Origin of the sequence: Pseudomonas sp. GD03903 (assembly GCF_029840045.1) — a bacterium.
Classification (GTDB): domain Bacteria; phylum Pseudomonadota; class Gammaproteobacteria; order Pseudomonadales; family Pseudomonadaceae; genus Pseudomonas; species Pseudomonas pseudonitroreducens.
Window position 1 is genome coordinate 1 of sequence record NZ_JAOCBT010000026.1, and the last position, 19359, is coordinate 19359.

The following is a 19359-nucleotide window of genomic DNA, read 5'->3' on the forward strand; positions in this document are numbered from 1 at the left end:
TGCGGGTCACGGTCGACGCCGACCACTTCTTCGAACAGCCCCTTCTCGCGGATACCCTTGGCGAAGGAGCCGCCGATCAGGCCGAGCCCCACCACGACGAGGCGGCGAAGCTTGTGCGGCTGAACATCAGGCACGGGCGAGCACCTTCGCCAGCGCTTCGAGGAAGCGAGCGTTCTCGGCCGGCAGGCCGATGGAAATGCGCAGGTGCTGTGGCATGCCGTAGCCCCCCACCGGGCGGACGATCACGCCTTCGGCGAGCAGCGCCTGGTAGATCGGGCCGGCATCGCGCTTGAGGTCCACGGCGATGAAGTTGCCCTTGGAGGGAATCCAGTGCAGGTCCAGGGCGCGCAGGCCGCTTTCCAGCTGGGCCATGCCCTCGTCGTTGATCCGCTTGCCTTCGGCCAGGTACTGCGCGTCGTCCAGCGCGGCGCAGGCAGCGGCCAGGGCCAGGCTGTTGACGTTGAACGGCTGGCGTACGCGGTTGAGCACGTCGGCGACCTGCGCCGAGGAGATCGCGTAGCCAACGCGCAGGGACGCCAGGCCGTAAGCCTTGGAGAAGGTGCGCGAGACCAGCAGGTTCGGGTAGCGGGCCAGGTACTTCAGGCCGTCCGGCAGCTCTTCACCTTCGGCGTACTCGATGTAGGCCTCGTCGAGTACTACCAGGACGCTCTCCGGCACCTGCGACAGGAAGCGCTCCAGCGCGTCCGGGCCGAACCAGGTACCGGTGGGGTTGTTCGGGTTGGCGATGAAGACCACGCGGGTGTTGGCGTCGATGGCCGCCAGCATGGCTTCCAGGTCATGGCCCCAGTCTTTCGCCGGCACGACCTTGCCCTGGGCGCCGACGGCCTGGGTGGAGATCGGGTAGACGGCGAAGGCGTACTGGCTGAACACGGCATTCAGGCCAGGCGCCAGATAGGCACGGGCAACCAGGTCGAGAATGTCGTTGGAGCCGTTGCCCAGGGTGACCTGCGCGGTTTCGACGCCACAACGGGTAGCCAGGCGCGACTTCAGCTCGAAGCCGTTGCCGTCGGGGTAGCGGGTCAGTTCGGCCAGTTCGGCGCGGATGGCGTCGAGGACTTTGGGGCTCGGGCCCAGCGGGTTCTCGTTGCTGGCCAGCTTGACGATGCCGGCGGGGTCGAGCTTCAGCTCGCGGGCCAGTTCATCGACCGGCTTGCCCGGCACGTAGGGGGAAAGCTTCTGCACGCCCGGCTGGGCCAGGGCAAGGAAATCACACGACATATCAAGGCCTCAGGCTACAGGCCTCAGGCTGCAGGCTTAGACGCTCTTCACCGCCTGTAGCCCGCAGCCTGGAGCCGGCCGCCGTAATTAAAGAACCGCTTTCGGATACGAGCCCAGCACCTTCAGGGCAACGGCTTCGCTGTTGATCTTTTCCAGCACGTCCTTGATCAGCGGGTCCTTGTGGTGGCCGACGAAGTCGATGAAGAACACGTAGGTCCACTTGCCGCTGCGCGACGGACGGGTCTCGATGCGGGTCAGGTCGACACCGTTGCTGTGGAACGGCACCAGCAGCTCGTGCAGCGCGCCCGGCTTGTTGCGCATGGAGACGATGATGGAAGTCTTGTCATCGCCGGTGGGCGGCACTTCCTGGTTGCCGATCATGAGGAAGCGCGTGGAGTTGTCCGGGCGGTCCTCGATCTTCTCGTGCAGCTTGTCCAGGCCGTAAAGGCTGGCGGCCATGTCGCCGGCAATCGCCGCGCTGTTCCACTCGCTCTTCACCCGCTTGGCGGCATCGGCGTTGCTGGAGACCGCCACGCGCTCGACGTTCGGATAGTGCGCGTCCAGCCACTTGCGGCACTGGGCCAGGGACTGGGCATGGGAATAGATGCGGGTGATGTTGTTGGTCTTGGTGTTCTCGCCCACCAGCAGGTGGTGGTGGATGCGCAGCTCCACCTCGCCACAGATCACCAGATCGTGCTCGAGGAAGCTGTCGAGGGTGTGGTTGACCGCACCCTCGGTGGAGTTCTCCACCGGCACCACGCCGAAGTTCACCGCACCGGCGGCAACTTCGCGGAACACTTCGTCGATGGCGGCCATCGGTGTGCTGATCACCGCGTGGCCGAAGTGCTTGAGCGCCGCAGCCTGGGTGAAGGTGCCTTCCGGGCCGAGGTAGGCCACTTTGAGTGGCTGCTCCAGGGCCAGGCAGGAGGACATGATCTCGCGGAACAGACGCGCGACTTCCTCGTTGTCCAGCGGGCCCTTGTTCAGCTCCATGATGTGCTTGAGCACCCACGCCTCACGCTCGGGCCGGTAGAACACCGGCTTCTCGCCTTCGGGCAGGGCGGCCATCTTCACGCGCGCCACGTCGGTGGCGCAGCGCGCACGTTCGCTGATCAGCTCGAGGATCTTCTCGTCGAGGCTGTCGATGCGTACGCGCAACGCCTTGAGCTGGTCAGCGTCGCTCATCAGCCGTGCTCCTTCTCGAACTCGGCCATGTAGCCGACCAGGGCTTCGATGGCGTCCAGGCCCAGGGCGTTATAGATGGAGGCACGCATGCCGCCCACCGAGCGGTGGCCCTTGAGGTTGAGCAGGCCGCGCGCGTCGGCACCTTCGAGGAAGGCCTTGTCGAGCTTCTCGTCGGCCAGGCGGAACGGCACGTTCATCCAGGAGCGGGCGCTGGGCTGGATCGGGTTGGTGTAGAAGTCGCTGCTGTCGATGAAGCCGTACAGCATGTCCTTCTTGGCACGGTTGCGCTGCTCCATGGCATCGACGCCGCCCTGCTCCTTCAGCCACTGGAAGACCAGGCCGGAGAGGTACCAGGAATAGGTTGCCGGGGTGTTGTACATGGAGCCGTTATCGGCAGCGACCTTGTAGTTGAGCATGGTCGGGCAGATGCTGCGGGCGCGGCCCAGCAGGTCTTCGCGAACGATGACGACCACCAGGCCGGACGGGCCGATGTTCTTCTGCGCGCCGGCGTAGATCAGGCCGAACTTCGACACGTCGATCGGGCGGGAGAGGATGTCCGAGGACATGTCCACCACCAGCGGGACATCACCGACTTCCGGAATCCAGTCGAATTCCAGGCCGCCGATGGTCTCGTTGGACGCGTAGTGCAGGTAGGCCGCGTCCTTGGACAGGTTCCACTCGTTCTGGCCGGGGATCGCGAAGTAGTCGTACTTGGATGCGCTGGCGGCGACGTTGACGTTGCCGTAGCGACGAGCCTCTTCGATGGCCTTCTTCGACCAGATGCCGGTTTCCACGTAGTCCGCCACGCCGTCTTCGGGCAGCAGGTTCAGCGGAATCTCGGCGAACTGCTGGCTGGCGCCGCCCTGCAGGAACAGCACCTTGTAGTTCGACGGCACGCCCATCAGGTCGCGCAGGTCCTGCTCGGCCTTCTCGGCGATGGCCACGTAGTCGTCGCTACGGTGGCTCATCTCCATGACCGACAGGCCCTTGCCCTGCCAATCCAGCAGTTCGGCGCGGGCGCGCTCCAGTACCTCGGTGGGAAGCGCCGCGGGACCGGCGCAGAAGTTAAAGGCTCGCTTGCTCACATCCACTCTCGCTATCAGTCTTCGCTGGCCTGCGGGGCTTCTTCAGCCGCAGCTTCGCCTGCTTCTTGGTTCTCGTCCGCCACTTCGCCGTCGACGATCTCGCCATCGATGACGTCGTCTTCCACGACAGTCGGCTCCTGCACCCGCTCCAGGCCTACGACGGTTTCGTCGGCAGCCAGCTTGATGAGGATCACGCCCTGGGTGTTACGGCCCGCACCGCGGACTTCGTCGACACGGGTACGCACCAGGGTGCCCTGGTCGGAGATCAGCATGATCTCCTCGCCGTCCAGCACCTGCACGGCGCCTACCAGGTTGCCGTTACGCTCGTTGATCACCATGGCGATCACGCCCTGGCCGCCACGACCGCGACGCGGGTAGTCGGCCAGCGGGGTGCGCTTGCCGTAACCGCGCTCGGAGGCGCTGAGGATCTGCGCTTCGCGGCACTCGGGGATCAGCATGGAAATGATCCGCTGGCCTTCGCCCAGGCGCATGCCGCGCACGCCACGGGCGTTACGGCCCATGATGCGCACCTTGCTTTCCTTGAAGCGGATCACCTTGCCGGCGTCGGAGAACATCATCACGTCCTTCGAACCGTCGGTGATGGCGGCGGCGATCAGCGAATCGCCCTCTTCCAGCTTCAGGGCGATCAGGCCGTTGGAACGCGGCTTGGTGAACTGGATCAGCGGGGTCTTCTTCACGGTGCCTTTCATGGTGGCCATGAAGATGTACGCGCCGGTCGGCTCATCCTGGCTGAAGTCGGCGTCGTCGCCCTCTTCGGCCTCTTCGGCTTCCACCACTTCGGCGACCTGCTCGGCGACCACGTCGTCATCGTCGTTCTCGTCACCGGCGAACTGGGCGCGCACGGCTTCCAGGTCGATCTGCAGCATCGCGGTGATGCGCTCGCCTTCGTCCAGCGGCAGCAGGTTCACCAGCGGACGGCCACGGGCGGTACGCGAGGCTTCCGGAATCTCGAAGGTGCGCAGCCAGTAGACCTTGCCCTTGCTGGAGAACAGCAGCAGGGTGGCATGGCTGTTGGCGACCAGCAGGTGTTCGATGTAGTCCTCGTCCTTCACGCCACTGGCCGACTTGCCTTTACCACCGCGACGCTGGGCCTCGTAGGCGGCCAGCGGCTGGGACTTGGCGTAGCCGCCGTGGGAGATGGTGACCACGCGCTCTTCTTCGGTGATCAGGTCGGCGATGGTCAGGTCCATCTGCGACGCGACGATCTCGGTGCGGCGGGCATCGCCGAACTCGGCCTTGACCTTCTCCAGCTCCTCGCGGATGACTTCCATCAGGCGCTCGGGGTTGGTCAGGATGCGGATCAGCTCGCCGATCAGGGTGAGGATTTCCTGGTACTCGGACAGGAGCTTCTCGTGCTCCAGGCCGGTCAGGCGGTGCAGGCGCAATTCCAGGATGGCCTGGGCCTGTTCCGGCGACAGGAAATATTTGCCGTCACGCAGGCCGTACTGCGGATCCAGGTCTTCCGGACGGCAGGCATCGGCGCCAGCGCGCTCGACCATGGCTTCCACCGCGCTGGATTCCCAGCCGGTGGCGATCAGGCGCTCCTTGGCCTCGGCCGGGGTCGGCGAGGTCTTGATCAGCTCGATCACCGGGTCAATGTTCGACAGGGCGACCGCCTGGCCTTCGAGGATGTGGCCGCGCTCGCGGGCCTTGCGCAGTTCGTAGACGGTCCGGCGGGTCACCACTTCACGGCGGTGACGGATGAACACCTCGAGCATGTCCTTGAGGTTCATCGTGCGCGGCTGGCCATCGACCAGGGCCACCACGTTGATGCCGAAGACGCTCTGCAGCTGGGTCTGGGCGTAGAGGTTGTTGAGCACGACCTCGCCCACTTCGCCGCGGCGCAGCTCGATGACCACGCGCATGCCGTCCTTGTCGGACTCGTCACGCAGCTCGGTGATGCCTTCGATCTTCTTCTCTTTCACCAGCTCGGCGATCTTCTCGATCAGGCGGGCCTTGTTCAGCTGGTAGGGCAGCTCGGTGATGATGATCTGCTGGCGGTTGCCGCCCTTTTCCATGTCCTCGATGGTGGCGCGGGCACGGATATAGATGCGGCCACGACCGGTGCGGTAGGCCTCGATGATGCCCGCACGGCCGTTGATGATGCCGGCGGTCGGGAAGTCCGGACCGGGGATGTACTGCATCAGGTCGTCGATGGACAACTCGGGGTTGTCCATCAGCGCCAGGCAGCCGTCGATCACCTCGGTGAGGTTGTGCGGCGGAATGTTGGTCGCCATGCCCACGGCGATACCGCTGGAACCGTTGACCAGCAGGTTCGGGATCTTGGTCGGCATGACCGCCGGGATCTGCTCGGTGCCGTCGTAGTTGGGCACCCAGTCGACGGTTTCCTTGTCCAGGTCGGCCAGCAGCTCGTGGGCCAGCTTGGACATGCGCACTTCGGTGTATCGCATGGCCGCGGCGTTGTCGCCGTCCACCGAACCGAAGTTGCCCTGGCCGTCGACCAGCATGTAGCGCAGCGAGAAGGGCTGGGCCATGCGGACGATGGTGTCGTACACCGCGGTGTCGCCGTGCGGGTGGTACTTACCGATCACGTCACCGACCACACGGGCGGATTTCTTGTAGGGCTTGTTCCAGTCGTTGCCCAGTTCGCTCATGGCGTACAGGACGCGGCGGTGCACGGGCTTCAAGCCATCGCGTGCATCGGGCAGGGCACGACCGACGATCACGCTCATGGCGTAATCGAGGTAGGACTGTCGGAGTTCGTCTTCGATGTTGACCGGGAGGATTTCTTTGGCCAGTTCGCCCATGAGAAGCCTGGTTCCTTTTTCAAATGGGTCTCCGTCATGCCCGTCCTGGGCCTGGCGGAGCGCGGTGCGCTATCAAAGCGCCACCGACTCTCTACAAATCAACGACTTGGCCGTTGATCCGCGATGCTGTGGGGGCCGGAAAAATGCCCCATCAAGAACCGTCGGAGCTTACCACAAGCCAGGGTCAAACCCTACCCTCGCCCAAGCCCCTCGATGAATTGCCGCAGGCCCCGTCAATGCAGGCGCTTGCGGCTCATCAGCTGGGCCATGCGCTCGGTGTCCGGACGCTCGACGACACCGCGCTCGGTCACGATGGCATCGATCAGGTCCGCGGGGGTCACATCGAACACCGGGTTGTAGGCATCCACATCAGCGGCGATGCGTTTGCCACCGATTTCCAGGAGTTCGCGACCGTCGCGCTCCTCGATCGGGATGTCCTCGCCGCTTTCCAGCCCCATGTCGATGGTCGAACTGGGCGCCACCACCATGAAGCGCACCCCGTGGTGCATGGCGTTCACCGCCAGCTGGTAGGTGCCGATCTTGTTGGCCACGTCGCCGTTGGCGGTAATGCGGTCGGCGCCGACGATGACCCAGGTGATGCTTTCGGTCTTCATCAGGTGCGCTGCAGCGGCGTCCGCATTCAGAGTGACCGGTACGCCCTCGTTCGCCAGTTCCCAGGCGGTGAGGCGCGCGCCCTGCAGCCAGGGGCGGGTTTCGTCGGCGTAGACGCGTTCGATCAGCCCTTCCAGATGCGCCGCGCGCAGTACGCCCAACGCGGTGCCGAAGCCGCCGGTGGCCAGGGCGCCGGTGTTGCAGTGGGTGAGGATCTTCTGCGGGCCGCCGTGGTGTTTGCGGATCAGGTCCACGCCCAGCTGCGCCATGGTCAGATTGGCCTCGCGGTCGCTTTCGTGGATCGCCACGGCCTCGGCCTCCAGCAGCGGCAGAGGGTCTTCACCGGGCTTCAGGCGCTCCAGGCGGTCGCGCATGCGATTCAGCGCCCAGAACAGGTTGACCGCCGTCGGCCGCGATTCGGCCAGCACGGTGAAGTCTTCTTCCAGCGCCGTGCGCCAGTCGCCGCCGGCGGCCACGCGGGCGCGCAGCCCCAGCACCAGGCCGTAGGCAGCGGCAATACCGATGGCCGGCGCGCCGCGCACGACCATCTGGCGGATGGCATCGGCAACGCCGTCGGCGGTTTCATAGGACAGCCAGGTTTCCTCCAGCGGCAGCAGGCGCTGGTCCAGCAGTCGGAGAGTGCCCTTGCGCCAATCAATGGCCGTTACCCGTTCGGCCGCCAACAGTCGCTCACGCATGGAACACCTCTTCAATTCGAATGGAATCGCGGGCCTATCCCGGCCCCCAGGACATCGCCCCGCCCAGGCGGGGAAAACAGCCGAGTATACCGAGCCTGTGGCGGTGGCGCTCGGCTATACTCGGGCCCTTTATCATCGCGCCCAGGATGCGCTTCATGCCCACCGCCAAAGTCCCGCTCGACCTGCTGCTCTTCCCCACCTGGATCGTCCCCGTGGAACCCGCCGGCATCGTCCTGCGCGATCATGGCCTGGGCATCCGCGATGGCCGCATCGCCTTGCTCGCCCCGCGTGACGAAGCCATGCGCCACCCCGCGACGGAGACCCGCGAGCTGCCGGGCATGCTGCTCTCCCCGGGCCTGATCAATGCCCACGGCCACGCGGCAATGAGCCTGTTCCGCGGCCTGGCGGACGACCTCGCGCTGATGACCTGGCTGCAGGAGCACATCTGGCCGGCGGAGGCCAAGTGGGTCGGCGAGGACTTCGTTCGCGACGGCACGGAGCTGGCCATCGCCGAACAGCTCAAGGGCGGCATCACCTGCTTCTCGGACATGTACTTCTTCCCGCAGGTTGCCTGTGAGGTCGTGCACAAGGCCGGAGTTCGCGCGCAGATCAGCGTGCCCGTGCTGGACTTCCCGGTGCCCGGCGCCCGCGATGCCGATGACGCCATCCGCCAGGGCCTGGCGCTGCGCGACGACCTCAAGCACCACCCACGCATCAAGGTCGCCTTCGGCCCGCACGCGCCCTACACGGTCAGCGACGACAAGCTGGAAAACATCCTGATGCTCGCCGAGGAACTGGACGCCGGCATTCATATGCACGTCCACGAGACCGCCTTCGAAGTCCAGCAGGCGCTGGAGAAGCACGCCGAACGCCCACTAGCCCGCCTGCACCGCCTGGGCCTGCTCGGCCCGCGCTTCCAGGCCGTGCACATGACCCAGGTGAACGACGAGGACCTGGCCATGCTGGTGGAAACCAACAGCTCGGTGGTGCACTGCCCGGAATCCAACCTCAAGCTGGCCAGCGGCTTCTGCCCGGTGGAGCGCCTGTGGCAGGCCGGTGTCAACGTCGCCATCGGCACCGACGGCGCGGCCAGCAACAATGACCTCGACCTGCTCGGCGAAACACGCACCGCCGCCCTGCTGGCCAAGGCCGTGGCCGGCCAGGCCACCGCGCTGGATGCCCACCGCGCCCTGCGCATGGCCACCCTGAACGGCGCCCGCGCGCTGGGCATGGAGCAGGAAACCGGCAGCCTGGAGCTGGGCAAGTCCGCCGACCTCACGGCTTTCGACCTCTCTGGTCTGGCCCAGCAACCGGTGTACGAGCCAGTTTCCCAGCTGATCTATGCCAGCGGCCGCGACTGCGTGCGCCACGTCTGGGTCGGCGGCAAGCAACTGCTGGACAACGGCAAGCTCACCCGCCTGGACGAAGAACGACTGATCGCCGTGGCCGGCGAGTGGGGCCGCAGGATCGCCGGCGCCTGAGCCCTGGCCCTGCTTTCGCAGCGCCGGCTCGGGCCGCCGCTGCGACAATCTGTCATGCCGCGCCCCATCCATTCCATGAAGCTGGCATCATAGTCAGTCTTCGTTTCCGGCTTTTTGATCAATAGGGACACCATGAGCAACGTCGACCACGCCGAGATCGCCAAATTCGAGGCCCTCGCCCACCGCTGGTGGGACCGCGAAAGCGAGTTCAAGCCCCTGCACGACATCAACCCGCTGCGGGTCAACTGGATCGACGAGCGCGTCAGCCTCGCCGGCAAGAAGGTGCTCGACGTCGGCTGTGGTGGCGGCATCCTCAGCGAAGCCATGGCCCAGCGCGGCGCCACCGTCACGGGAATCGACATGGGCGAAGCGCCCCTGGCGGTCGCCCAGTTGCACCAACTGGAGTCCGGCGTGCCGGTGGAATACCGCCGCATCACCGCCGAAGAACTGGCCGAGGAGATGCCCGAGCAGTTCGATGTAGTGACCTGCCTGGAAATGCTCGAGCACGTGCCGGACCCCGCCTCGGTGATCCGCGCCTGCTACAGGATGGTCAAGCCCGGCGGCCAGGTGTTCTTCTCCACCATCAACCGCAACCCGAAGGCCTACCTGTTCGCCATCGTCGGTGCGGAATATGTGATGCGCCTGCTGCCGCGCGGCACCCACGATTTCAAGAAGTTCATCCGCCCCTCCGAGCTGGGCGCCTGGTCGCGTGATGCCGGCCTGGCAGTCAAGGACATCATCGGCCTGACCTACAACCCGCTGACCAAGCACTACAAGCTGGCCAACGACGTCGACGTCAACTACATGATCCAGACCCTGCGAGAGGAGTGAATCGCATGCTCAGAGCGGTTCTCTTCGACATGGACGGCACCCTGCTGGACACCGCACCGGACTTCGTCGCTGTGTGCCAGGCGATGCTCGTCGCCCACGGCCGTGCACCGATCGACGACCAGCGCATCCAGGACGTGGTCTCCGGCGGCGCCCGCGCCATGGTCGCCGCGACCTTCGACATGGACCCGGAGGCGCCTGGCTTCGAGACCCTGCGCCAGGAGTTCCTCGACCGCTACCAGGAGCATTGCGCCGTCTTTACCCGCCCCTATGACGGCATGGCGGAACTGCTTGAGAGCATCGAGCACTCGCGCCTGATCTGGGGAGTGGTGACCAACAAGCCGGTGCGCTTCGCCGCGCCGATCATGGAACAGCTGGGCCTGGCCGAGCGTTCCGCGGTACTGGTCTGCCCGGACCACGTGACGAAGAGCAAGCCGGACCCGGAAATGCTCCTGCTGGCCTGCAGCCAGCTGAATATCGACCCGTCCGAAGTACTGTTCATCGGTGACGACCTGCGCGACATCGAATCGGGCCGTGCCGCCGGGACCAAGACCGCGGCGGTGCGCTACGGCTACATCCACCCGGACGACAACCCTGCGCACTGGGGCGCCGACGTCATCGTCGACCATCCCCGCGACCTGCTGGCGGTTCTCGACCGCGCGCTCTGCAGCTGCTAGCGCAGCGGCGGCAGGCGGCAGGCGGCAGGCGGCAGGCGGCAGGCCAGAATGATGTCCCGTATTTTCTATAAACCTGCAGCCTGAAGCCTAAAGCCTGCAGCCCTCCGAAGGAGCCCCCATGTTCGATTATTCCGCCCGCCCCGACCTGCTCAAGGGTCGCGTGATCCTGGTGACCGGCGCCGGCCGCGGTATCGGCCGGGCCGCCTCGCTGGCCTTCGCCGCCCACGGCGCCACCGTTTTGCTGCTGGGCAAGACCGAGGACTACCTCAACGAGGTCTATGACCTGATCGTCGCCGCCGGCCACCCGGAACCGGTAGTGATCCCGCTGAACCTGGAAACCACCCTGCCGCACCAGTACGACGAGCTGGCGGCCATGGTCGAGCAGGAGTTCGGCAAGCTCGACGGCCTGCTGCACAACGCCTCGATCCTCGGCCTGCGCTCACCCATCGAGCAGATTTCCACCGACAACTTCACCCGCGTCATGCAGGTGAACGTCAACGCCATGTTCAGCCTCACCCACACCCTGCTGCCACTGCTCAAGCTCTCCGAGGATGCCTCGGTGGTCTTCACCTCCAGCAGCGTCGGGCGCAAGGGTCGCGCCTACTGGGGCGCCTACGCCGTGTCGAAGTTCGCCACCGAGGGCCTGATGCAGGTGCTGGCGGACGAGTGCGAGGACATCACCCGCGTACGCGCCAACAGCGTCAACCCCGGCGCCACCCGTACCGCGATGCGCGCCCACGCCTACCCTGGCGAGAACGCCTTCAATAATCCGCTGCCCGAAGACATCATGCCGGTCTACCTGTATCTGATGGGACCGGACAGCAAGGGCGTGAACGGCCAGGCCTTCAACGCGCAGGACTGATTTCGACCCCGCACATGCGGTACTGACGTGCCAGCGGTGTCGGCCTGCAGCCCAGCAACGACGCCGCCTCCCGCCATTTTTCTGGCTCCACCTCGTCTCCCCTTCCGGCAAAGTGCCACTATTTCGCCAGACTTCTGGCGAAACCTTCCCCCTCCCGGGAACCCTGACCACCATCGGTCGGTCAATACCGCGTCTTTTCAGGCCTTTCCGCGCCCTGGCACGGAAATCGCTCTGTCCCTGCAAACGCCGTAAAAATGGTCACCGCCATGGTTCCTCCCAAGCAGTCCAACACCATCGATTTCGATGCTGCCAAGCTCCAGCGCGCAGCCAGCCAGGACAGCCGCACTCTTTCGCGGAGCCCGCTGGACCTGCTGGAGCTGCGCCAACAGCTGAACCTGCAATTGCAGGTGAGCCTGGAGGCTGACCGCATCCTTGCGGTGTTCTTCCGCGAGATCCAGCAGATGCTGCCGGTGGAGTACCTGGCCTATTTCCACGCTGGCGCCGACCTGCGCCTGGAGTTCGGCGAAGCAGCCAAGCATTGCGCCGACTACCGCCTGACGCACGCCAGCGAATACCTCGGCGAAATCAGCTTCCGCCGCGCGCAACGCTTCTCCGAAGGTGAACTTGCACAGCTTGAATCGCTGATGGCCTGCCTGCTCTACCCACTGCGCAACGCCCTGCTCTATCGCGCCGCCGTACAGTCGGCGCTGCGCGACGCGCTGACCGGCACCGGCAACCGCATTGCCATGGACCAGACCCTCGGCCGCGAGGTCGAAGTCGCGCGACGCCATCTGCTGCCGCTGTCGATCCTCATGCTCGACCTCGACCATTTCAAACTGATCAACGACGAGCACGGCCACAGCGTCGGCGACGACGCCTTGCGCGCCGTGGCCACGGCGCTGAAGAACAGCCTGCGCAACGTCGACATGGTGTTCCGCTTCGGCGGCGAGGAATTCCTCGTACTGCTCTCCAACACCCCCGGCGCCGCCGCGGTGCAGGTGGGCGAACGGCTGCGCACTGCCGTGGAGGAGCTGAACCTGGCCGCCGGCGGCAAGCGCTTGCCGCTGTCCATCAGCCTGGGCTGCGCGACGCTCAATGGCGGCGAGTCGGTGGATGACCTGCTGCGCCGCGCCGACAGCGCGCTTTACGAAGCCAAGCGCGACGGCCGCAACCGCCTGGCCTGCGCCAGCTGAGCCATCGAAAGCCCCCGTAGGAGCGAGCTTGCTCGCGAACGGACTTCCCGGCAGCTCTGGCGTCAAGCGGGTTCGCGAGCAATAACTAGGCGTCCCCCTCGCTCCTACAGAAGACTTCCGGTAAATCGCAGGCAAGAAAAAAGGGCTCCGAGGAGCCCTTTTTCTTTAGCGCTGACGCTTAACGCTTGAAGCCCGGACGCATGCCGTCACCGGCAGCCTGCGGGCGGCGCTTGGCGATCGGCTTGCGCACCGGCTTGCCGGGACGCTCAGCCAGCGGGGCACCCTTCTCACGCGCCGGACGGTCGCTCGGCGCCTTGCGCGGCGCGCGGCCTTCACCGGCATCGCTACGCGGGCCACGGGCCGGACGATCAGCACCGTCGCGCGGTGCGCGAGCAGGACGCTCACCACCCGCATCACGCGGCTTGCGCGGGGCGCGGCTGTCGGCCGAATCGCTGCGCGGGCCACGGGCCGGACGGTCACCGGCATCACGCGGAGCGCGAGCGGGACGCTCACCACCGGCGTCACGCGGCTTGCGCGGGGCACGGCTGTCAGCAGAATCGCTGCGCGGGCCACGGGCCGGACGATCACCGGCATCACGCGGAGCGCGGGCCGGACGCTCATCACCATCACGCGGGGCACGAGCCGGACGCTCACCAGCTGCCGGGCGCGGAGCACGCTGCGGCCGCTCGCCTTCGGCGCGCTCGGTGTGGGTGCGCGAACCACGGCCGGGACGCTCGCTGGGCGCGAGCTTCTTGCCGAGCTTGCGCTCCTGGCGCTCGACCTTTTCCTTGGTCTTGGTGGAAACGGCCGGCAGGGCGACCGGGGTCAGGCCGACTTCCTCGCTGAGGATGTCCAGCTCGCGCTGGCCCATTTCACGGTAGCGACCCATGGTCAGCTCGGAGGTCAGGAACACCGGTCCGAAGCGCACGCGCTTCAGGCGGCTGACGATCACGCCCTGGGATTCCCACAGGCGACGAACCTCGCGGTTACGGCCTTCCATCACCACCACGTGGTACCAGTGGTTGAAGCCTTCGCCGCCGGGCGCTTCCTGGATGTCGCTGAACTTGGCAGGGCCGTCTTCGAGCATCACGCCGGCTTTCAGGCGTTCGATCATCTCTTCGTCGACTTCGCCGCGCACGCGCACAGCGTATTCGCGGTCCATCTCGTAAGACGGGTGCATCAGGCGGTTGGCCAGCTCACCGTCGGTGGTGAACATCAGCAGGCCGGTGGTATTGATGTCCAGGCGGCCGACGTTGATCCAGCGGCCACTGCGCAGACGCGGCAGGCGGTCGAACACGGTCGGACGGCCTTCCGGATCGTCGCGGGTGCAGACTTCGCCCTCGGGCTTGTTGTAGATCAGGACGCGGCGCACATGCTCTTCGATCTTCTCGCGCTTGAGCAGGCGGTCATCGACGGCGATGGCATCGCGGTCGCCCACGCGCTGGCCAAGGGTGGCGACGGCGCCATTGACCTTGACCCGGCCTTCCTCGATCCAGGCCTCGACGTCGCGGCGCGAGCCCACGCCCATGCGGGCCAGGACCTTCTGCAGCTTTTCGCCTTCCGGAGCGGGGGTCAGTTCGGTGTTTTCGTGCTGGTCGTTCATCTCGGCACCTCCCGGTGTGTCGTGCAACGAAGAAAAAGGTCGCGCATCATACGCGCTTGTGCGCGGCAAAGCACCGCCCGCAGTCGGGAAAGACTAGTCGACTTACAGGGGAATGAAGCCATGCAGCACGAAGACGACTTCACCGGCGCCAAGCTCGCGCTGTTCCACGCCGGTCAACTGGTGGTCTACAAGCGCGACGACAAGCCCGGCATTCCCTACCCCGGCTGCTGGGACTTCCCCGGCGGCGGCCGCGAGGCCGGCGAAACTCCGGCGCAATGCGCGCTGCGCGAGTTGGAGGAGGAATTCTCCCTGCGCCTGGACGAACGACGCATCGAATGGCAGCGCCGCTACCCCGCCACCCACGGCCCGGCGCCCTGGGCCTGGTTCCTGGTGGCGCGGCTGCAGCAGGCGGAGTTCGAGGCCATCCGTTTCGGCGATGAAGGCCAGTACTGGCGCCTGATGCGCGTCAGCGAATACCTCGCCGAGGAACAGGCGGTGGATTACCTGCAGGAGCGCCTGCGGCATTTCCTCGCAGGCCGCATGGACATCGCCTGAATCCGCGCGCCGGGCCGCTGATACGCATTTGAGCGGCCCATCTGAATCTGTTTCCCCCGCCCGCATTTTCCTAGATTGCCCGCTCACCGGGGCGCCCTGGTTTTTCTCCAGCGCTGCGCCCGGACGTTCTGTCACAAGCGGGAATCCAGCATGAACACGAGAAGCACGGAGCAGGCGTACAACTACAAGGTGGTTCGCCAATTCGCCATCATGACGGTGGTCTGGGGCGTCGTCGGCATGGCCATGGGGGTACTGATCGCCTCCCAACTGGTCTGGCCGCAACTGAACCTGGACCTGCCATGGACCAGTTTCGGGCGCCTGCGCCCGCTGCACACCAGCCTGGTGATCTTCGCCTTCGGCGGTTGCGCGCTGTTCGCCACCAGCTACTACACGGTGCAGCGCACCTGCCAGACACGGCTATTTTCCGACAGCCTCGCGGCCTTCACCTTCTGGGGCTGGCAGGCGCTGATCGTGGTGATGATGATCAGCCTGCCGCTGGGCTACACCACCACCAAGGAATACGCCGAGATCGAGTTCACCGGCGCGGTGTGGATGGCGATTGTCTGGGTCGCCTACGCGGTGGTGTTCTTCGGCACGCTGATGAAGCGCAAGACGCCGCACATCTATGTGGGCAACTGGTTCTTCGCCGCCTTCATCCTGGTCACGGCAATGCTGCACATCGTCAACCACCTGGCCATTCCGGTGGACTGGTTCAAGTCCTACCCGGTCTACTCCGGCGCCACCGACGCCATGGTGCAGTGGTGGTACGGGCACAACGCGGTGGGCTTCTTCCTCACCACCGGTTTCCTCGGGATGATGTACTACTTCGTGCCCAAGCAGGCCGGGCGCCCGGTGTATTCCTACCGGCTGTCCATCGTCCACTTCTGGGCGCTGATCACCCTGTACATCTGGGCCGGCCCGCACCACCTGCACTACACCGCCCTGCCCGACTGGGCGCAGAGCCTGGGCATGGTGATGTCACTGATCCTCCTGGCGCCGAGCTGGGGCGGGATGATCAACGGTATGATGACCCTCTCCGGCGCCTGGCATAAGTTGCGCACCGACCCGATCCTGCGCTTCCTCGTGGTCTCCCTGGCGTTCTACGGCATGTCGACCTTCGAGGGCCCCATGATGGCGATCAAGACCGTCAACGCCCTGTCTCACTACACTGACTGGACCATCGGCCACGTCCATGCCGGCGCACTGGGCTGGGTGGCGATGATTTCCATCGGCTCGCTCTATCACCTGATTCCCAAGGTCTTCGGTCGCGAACAGATGCACAGCATCGGTCTGATCAACGCTCACTTCTGGCTGGCCACCATCGGCACAGTCCTCTACATCGCCTCGATGTGGGTCAATGGCATCACCCAGGGCCTGATGTGGCGGGCGGTGAACGCCGACGGCACGCTTACCTACTCCTTCGTCGAGGCACTGCAGGCCAGCCATCCCGGCTTTGTGGTGCGGATGACCGGCGGGCTGATGTTCCTCAGCGGCATGCTGCTGATGGCCTGGAACACCTGGGCCACCGTGCGCCAGGCGCGCCCGGAAGCCATGCGCGTCGCCGAGCGGATGGTCTGAGATGACGCTGTGGCTGGGACTGATCGGCCTGCTGGCGCTGTACTTCGGCGTCGGCTGGAGCCTGCGGGCGCACCGCCAGCGCGGCATCGAAGAGGCCAGCATGCTGCCCTTCGCCGATGACGACGACGCGGCCCGGCGCATGGAGAAAGCCACCGGGCGCAGCCGAACTGGCTGCGCCTGCCCCGGCCAGTGCCGCGGCGACTGCGAGCACTGGCGCGACTGGCAGCCCTAGCGCGGCACTTTGCGGGCATGCCTGCGACAGAGCGCCACATCACCCTCGTCAATTTTCATTAGCAAGCACATCAATTTCCCGGCGGCGACCACGAGGAGGAATATCACTCCCGTGCCCCGCCACCTGATGGACGCCTGAAGCATCGTCCCCTGTCCTGTCTGGACCCCAGGACAGACATCATCGATGCCAGTGCTCCCCGGTGGGGCTTTCCATCCCACTCAAGGATCCCTGACCGGGTCCTTCACCGAGCGTTTTATCGAGGGAATAAAGAATGAAGCTTGCCTCTGTCGTGTCGGCTGTCATCTCCAGCCTCGCCCCGATGGCTTTTGCCCAGGACGCAATCAAGAACCCCGGCGCCGATCTGCCGGCCACCGAATACCACTACGGCATGTCCCTGGACGTCGACAAGGTCCTGCACCGCACCGACAACTCCGGCAAGGTCGGCATCGTGCCGGCGTACATGGTCTACCAGGATCACGAAGGCCAGACCCACAAGGTCCGCTTCCTCGAATGGGGCGGCAGCACCAGCCAGGGCTGACCGCCAGCGAACATCGCCTCCCGGCCGTCTTGGCCAAACCCCGCGAGCCAGTGGTGGCGGCCGGGGGCGATCCAGAGTCCACATGCAGGAGCGAGCTTGCTCGCGAACGGATTCCCCGGCAGCACCAGCGCTGGGCCGGTTCGCGAGCAAGCTCGCTCCTACATGGTGTACGCCGCGCCAACGAAAAAGCGCGCCCAATGGCGCGCTTTTTCCTGCAGCGGCAGATCAGATTTCCACCTGCGTCCCCAACTCGATCACCCGGTTCAGCGGCAGGTTGAAGTAGCGCAGGTTGCCGTTGGCGTTCTTCAGCAGGAAGGCGAACAGCGCCTCGCGCCAGCGCGCCATGCCGATCAGCTTCGACGGGATGACCGTCTCGCGGCTGAGGAAGTACGTGGTGCGCATCGGGCTGAAGTCCAGCTCGTTGAGGTGGCACAGCTTAAGCGCCTGCGGAATGTCCGGATCCTCGATGAAGCCGAAGTGCAGCACCACGCGGAAGAAGCCCTCGCCGTAGGCATCCACCTCGAAGCGGCGGTCCGGGGCAACCCGCGGGCTGTCTTCGTTGACCACGGTGAGCAGGACGACCTGCTCGTGCAGCACCTGGTTGTGCAGGAGGTTGTGCAACAGCGCGTGGGGCACGGCGTCGGTGCGCGCGGTGAGGAACACCGCGGTGCCCTGCACACGGTGCGGCGGCTGCGAGCGGATGCTGGAAATGAACAGCGGCAGCGGCAACGAACCTTCGTCCAGGCGATCCACCAGCAGTTGGCGACCGCGCTTCCAGGTGGTCATCAGGATGAACAGGCCGATACCGGCGATCACCGGGAAGGCACCGCCCTGGACGACCTTGGGCAGGTTGGCGGCGAAGAACAGGGTGTCGACGAACAGCATCATCAGGAAGAACGGGATCGCCAGCCACAGCGGCCACTTCCACATCAGCCAGATCACCACGCCCATCAGCAGGGTGGTCATCAGCATGGTGCCGGTTACCGCCACGCCGTAGGCCGAGGCCAGTGCAGCGGAGGATTCGAAGCCCAGCACCAGCAGCACCACGCCGACCATCAGCGCCCAGTTCACCATGCCGATGTAGATCTGCCCCTGCTCGTGGCTGGAGGTGTGCTGGATCACCATGCGCGGCACGTAGCCGAGCTGGATGGCCTGGCGGGTCAGGGAGAAGGCCCCGGAAATCACCGCCTGCGAAGCAATCACCGTGGCCGCGGTGGACAGCGCCACCAGAGGCACCAGCGCCCAGCTCGGCGCCGTCAGGTAGAAGGGGTTACGCGCCGCTTCGGCGTTGACCAGGATGGTCGCACCCTGGCCGAAGTAGTTGAGCACCAATGCCGGCAGCACCAGGGCGAACCAGGCGCGGGCGATGGGCTTGCGGCCAAAGTGGCCCATGTCGGCATAGAGCGCCTCGGCGCCGGTCAGCGCCAGCACGGTGGCGCCGAGGATCGCCACGCCAATGCCCGGATGGGAGATGAAGAAGTTGACTGCCCAGCCCGGGTTCATCGCCTTCAGCACTTCGGGTTGCTGGGCCACGCCATAGATACCCAATGCGGCCAGGGCGAGGAACCAGGCCACCATCACCGGGCCGAAGAGGATGCCGATGCGTGCGGTACCGTGCTTCTGGATCAGGAACAGACCGACCAGCACGATCAGCGACAGCGGTACGACCCAGTGCTCCAGGCCGTCGAAGGCGATCTCCAGGCCTTCGATGGCGGACAGCACCGAGATCGCCGGGGTGATCATGCTGTCGCCATAGAAGAGCGCCGCGCCGATCAGGCCGGCGATCACCACCATTGCCTGCAGCTTGTGGCGGCCGGTGGCGGCGCGACGGGCCAGTGCGGAAAGCGCCATCACCCCGCCCTCGCCCTGGTTGTCGGCGCGCAGCACGAAGATCACGTACTTGATCGACACCACCCAGATTAGCGACCAGAAGATCAGCGACAGCACACCCAGAACACCATCGTGGTTGGCCTGCACGCCGTATCCGCCGACGAACACTTCCTTGAGGGTATACAGCGGGCTGGTGCCGATATCGCCGTAGCACACGCCCACGGCACCGACCATCAGGCCGACGGCGGAGCTGGAATGGGGCTGCTCATGCTCAACGGTGCCGGCGCTTGCATCGGACATGTAACAAAATTCCTCAAAAAAATTCGGCGCATCCTGCTCCGACCCTTTCGTCGATGCAAGAGCCGGGTTCGATG

Annotated in this window: 16 protein-coding genes and 1 pseudogene; 9 read left to right on the forward strand and 8 right to left on the reverse strand. The window is 65.6% G+C overall.

Going from position 1 to position 19359, the window contains the following annotated elements:
- The 6 genes and pseudogenes from N5C91_RS31900 to mtnA all read right to left on the reverse strand — a co-directional run.
- A pseudogene (locus tag N5C91_RS31900) lies at positions 1 to 134 on the reverse strand (prephenate dehydrogenase/arogenate dehydrogenase family protein); the annotation flags it as partial.
- Complete coding sequence (gene hisC / locus N5C91_RS27835) at positions 127 to 1239, reverse strand: histidinol-phosphate transaminase (RefSeq protein WP_236198486.1); 1113 nt, start codon at positions 1237 to 1239, stop codon at positions 127 to 129. The pseudogene N5C91_RS31900 and the gene hisC, both read right to left, overlap by 8 nt.
- A gap of 87 nt (positions 1240 to 1326) precedes the next feature.
- Complete coding sequence (gene pheA, locus N5C91_RS27840; protein WP_236173043.1) at positions 1327 to 2424, reverse strand: prephenate dehydratase; 1098 nt, start codon at positions 2422 to 2424, stop codon at positions 1327 to 1329.
- Positions 2424 to 3509, reverse strand: coding sequence for a 3-phosphoserine/phosphohydroxythreonine transaminase (gene serC / locus N5C91_RS27845; RefSeq protein WP_236173044.1), 1086 nt, complete (start codon positions 3507 to 3509; stop codon positions 2424 to 2426). Before serC ends, pheA begins: the two co-directional genes overlap by 1 nt.
- 14 nt (positions 3510 to 3523) lie before the next feature.
- On the reverse strand, positions 3524 to 6298 hold the full coding sequence (gyrA, locus tag N5C91_RS27850) for a DNA gyrase subunit A (protein WP_236198484.1): 2775 nt from the start codon (positions 6296 to 6298) through the stop codon (positions 3524 to 3526).
- Between the two features lie 233 nt (positions 6299 to 6531).
- Positions 6532 to 7608 (reverse strand): S-methyl-5-thioribose-1-phosphate isomerase, encoded by a 1077-nt coding sequence (gene mtnA, locus N5C91_RS27855; protein ID WP_236173046.1) that lies wholly within the window; start codon positions 7606 to 7608, stop codon positions 6532 to 6534.
- Between the two features lie 155 nt (positions 7609 to 7763).
- Between mtnA and N5C91_RS27860 the strand changes: the two genes are divergently transcribed.
- The 5 genes from N5C91_RS27860 to N5C91_RS27880 all read left to right on the forward strand — a co-directional run bounded on the left by N5C91_RS27860 (position 7764) and on the right by N5C91_RS27880 (position 12649).
- Positions 7764 to 9089 carry a TRZ/ATZ family hydrolase gene (locus N5C91_RS27860; protein WP_236173047.1) on the forward strand — a complete coding sequence of 442 codons (1326 nt, stop codon included), beginning with the start codon at positions 7764 to 7766 and terminating at the stop codon, positions 9087 to 9089.
- A gap of 132 nt (positions 9090 to 9221) precedes the next feature.
- Positions 9222 to 9920, forward strand: a complete 699-nt coding sequence (gene ubiG, locus N5C91_RS27865; protein ID WP_017517979.1) for a bifunctional 2-polyprenyl-6-hydroxyphenol methylase/3-demethylubiquinol 3-O-methyltransferase UbiG — start codon at positions 9222 to 9224, stop codon at positions 9918 to 9920.
- Entirely contained in the window at positions 9917 to 10594 is a 678-nt protein-coding gene (gene mupP / locus N5C91_RS27870) for an N-acetylmuramic acid 6-phosphate phosphatase MupP (RefSeq protein WP_279833520.1), read from the forward strand. Before ubiG ends, mupP begins: the two co-directional genes overlap by 4 nt.
- 118 nt (positions 10595 to 10712) lie before the next feature.
- A complete protein-coding gene (locus N5C91_RS27875) occupies positions 10713 to 11456 on the forward strand; it encodes a YciK family oxidoreductase (protein ID WP_236173049.1) in 744 nt (247 codons plus the stop codon).
- 266 nt (positions 11457 to 11722) lie between these two features.
- The gene (locus tag N5C91_RS27880; protein ID WP_236198482.1) at positions 11723 to 12649 is read left to right on the forward strand and encodes a GGDEF domain-containing protein; all 927 of its coding nucleotides are present in this window, start codon (positions 11723 to 11725) and stop codon (positions 12647 to 12649) included.
- 178 nt (positions 12650 to 12827) lie between these two features.
- Here N5C91_RS27880 and rluB read toward each other — a convergent pair whose 3' ends face one another.
- Entirely contained in the window at positions 12828 to 14252 is a 1425-nt protein-coding gene (gene rluB, locus N5C91_RS27885) for a 23S rRNA pseudouridine(2605) synthase RluB (RefSeq protein ID WP_279833525.1), read from the reverse strand.
- A 120-nt stretch (positions 14253 to 14372) separates the two neighbouring features.
- Between rluB and N5C91_RS27890 the strand changes: the two genes are divergently transcribed.
- The 4 genes from N5C91_RS27890 (at position 14373) to N5C91_RS27905 (ending at position 17155) form a co-directional block, all read left to right on the forward strand.
- Positions 14373 to 14807: an NUDIX hydrolase gene (locus tag N5C91_RS27890; RefSeq protein ID WP_279833527.1), complete on the forward strand. Its 435-nt coding sequence runs from the start codon at positions 14373 to 14375 to the stop codon at positions 14805 to 14807.
- A 150-nt stretch (positions 14808 to 14957) separates the two neighbouring features.
- Entirely contained in the window at positions 14958 to 16385 is a 1428-nt protein-coding gene (ccoN, locus tag N5C91_RS27895; RefSeq protein WP_279833528.1) for a cytochrome-c oxidase, cbb3-type subunit I, read from the forward strand.
- A 1-nt stretch (position 16386) separates the two neighbouring features.
- A complete protein-coding gene (locus tag N5C91_RS27900; RefSeq protein WP_279833530.1) occupies positions 16387 to 16617 on the forward strand; it encodes a cbb3-type cytochrome c oxidase subunit 3 in 231 nt (76 codons plus the stop codon).
- Positions 16618 to 16888: 271 nt separating this feature from the next.
- Positions 16889 to 17155 carry a DUF2790 domain-containing protein gene (locus N5C91_RS27905; RefSeq protein ID WP_236173051.1) on the forward strand — a complete coding sequence of 89 codons (267 nt, stop codon included), beginning with the start codon at positions 16889 to 16891 and terminating at the stop codon, positions 17153 to 17155.
- Between the two features lie 225 nt (positions 17156 to 17380).
- On the opposite strand, the gene N5C91_RS27910 is transcribed toward N5C91_RS27905, so the two are convergent.
- Positions 17381 to 19285 carry a potassium transporter Kup gene (locus tag N5C91_RS27910; protein ID WP_236173052.1) on the reverse strand — a complete coding sequence of 635 codons (1905 nt, stop codon included), beginning with the start codon at positions 19283 to 19285 and terminating at the stop codon, positions 17381 to 17383.
- Positions 19286 to 19359: the final 74 nt, after the last annotated feature.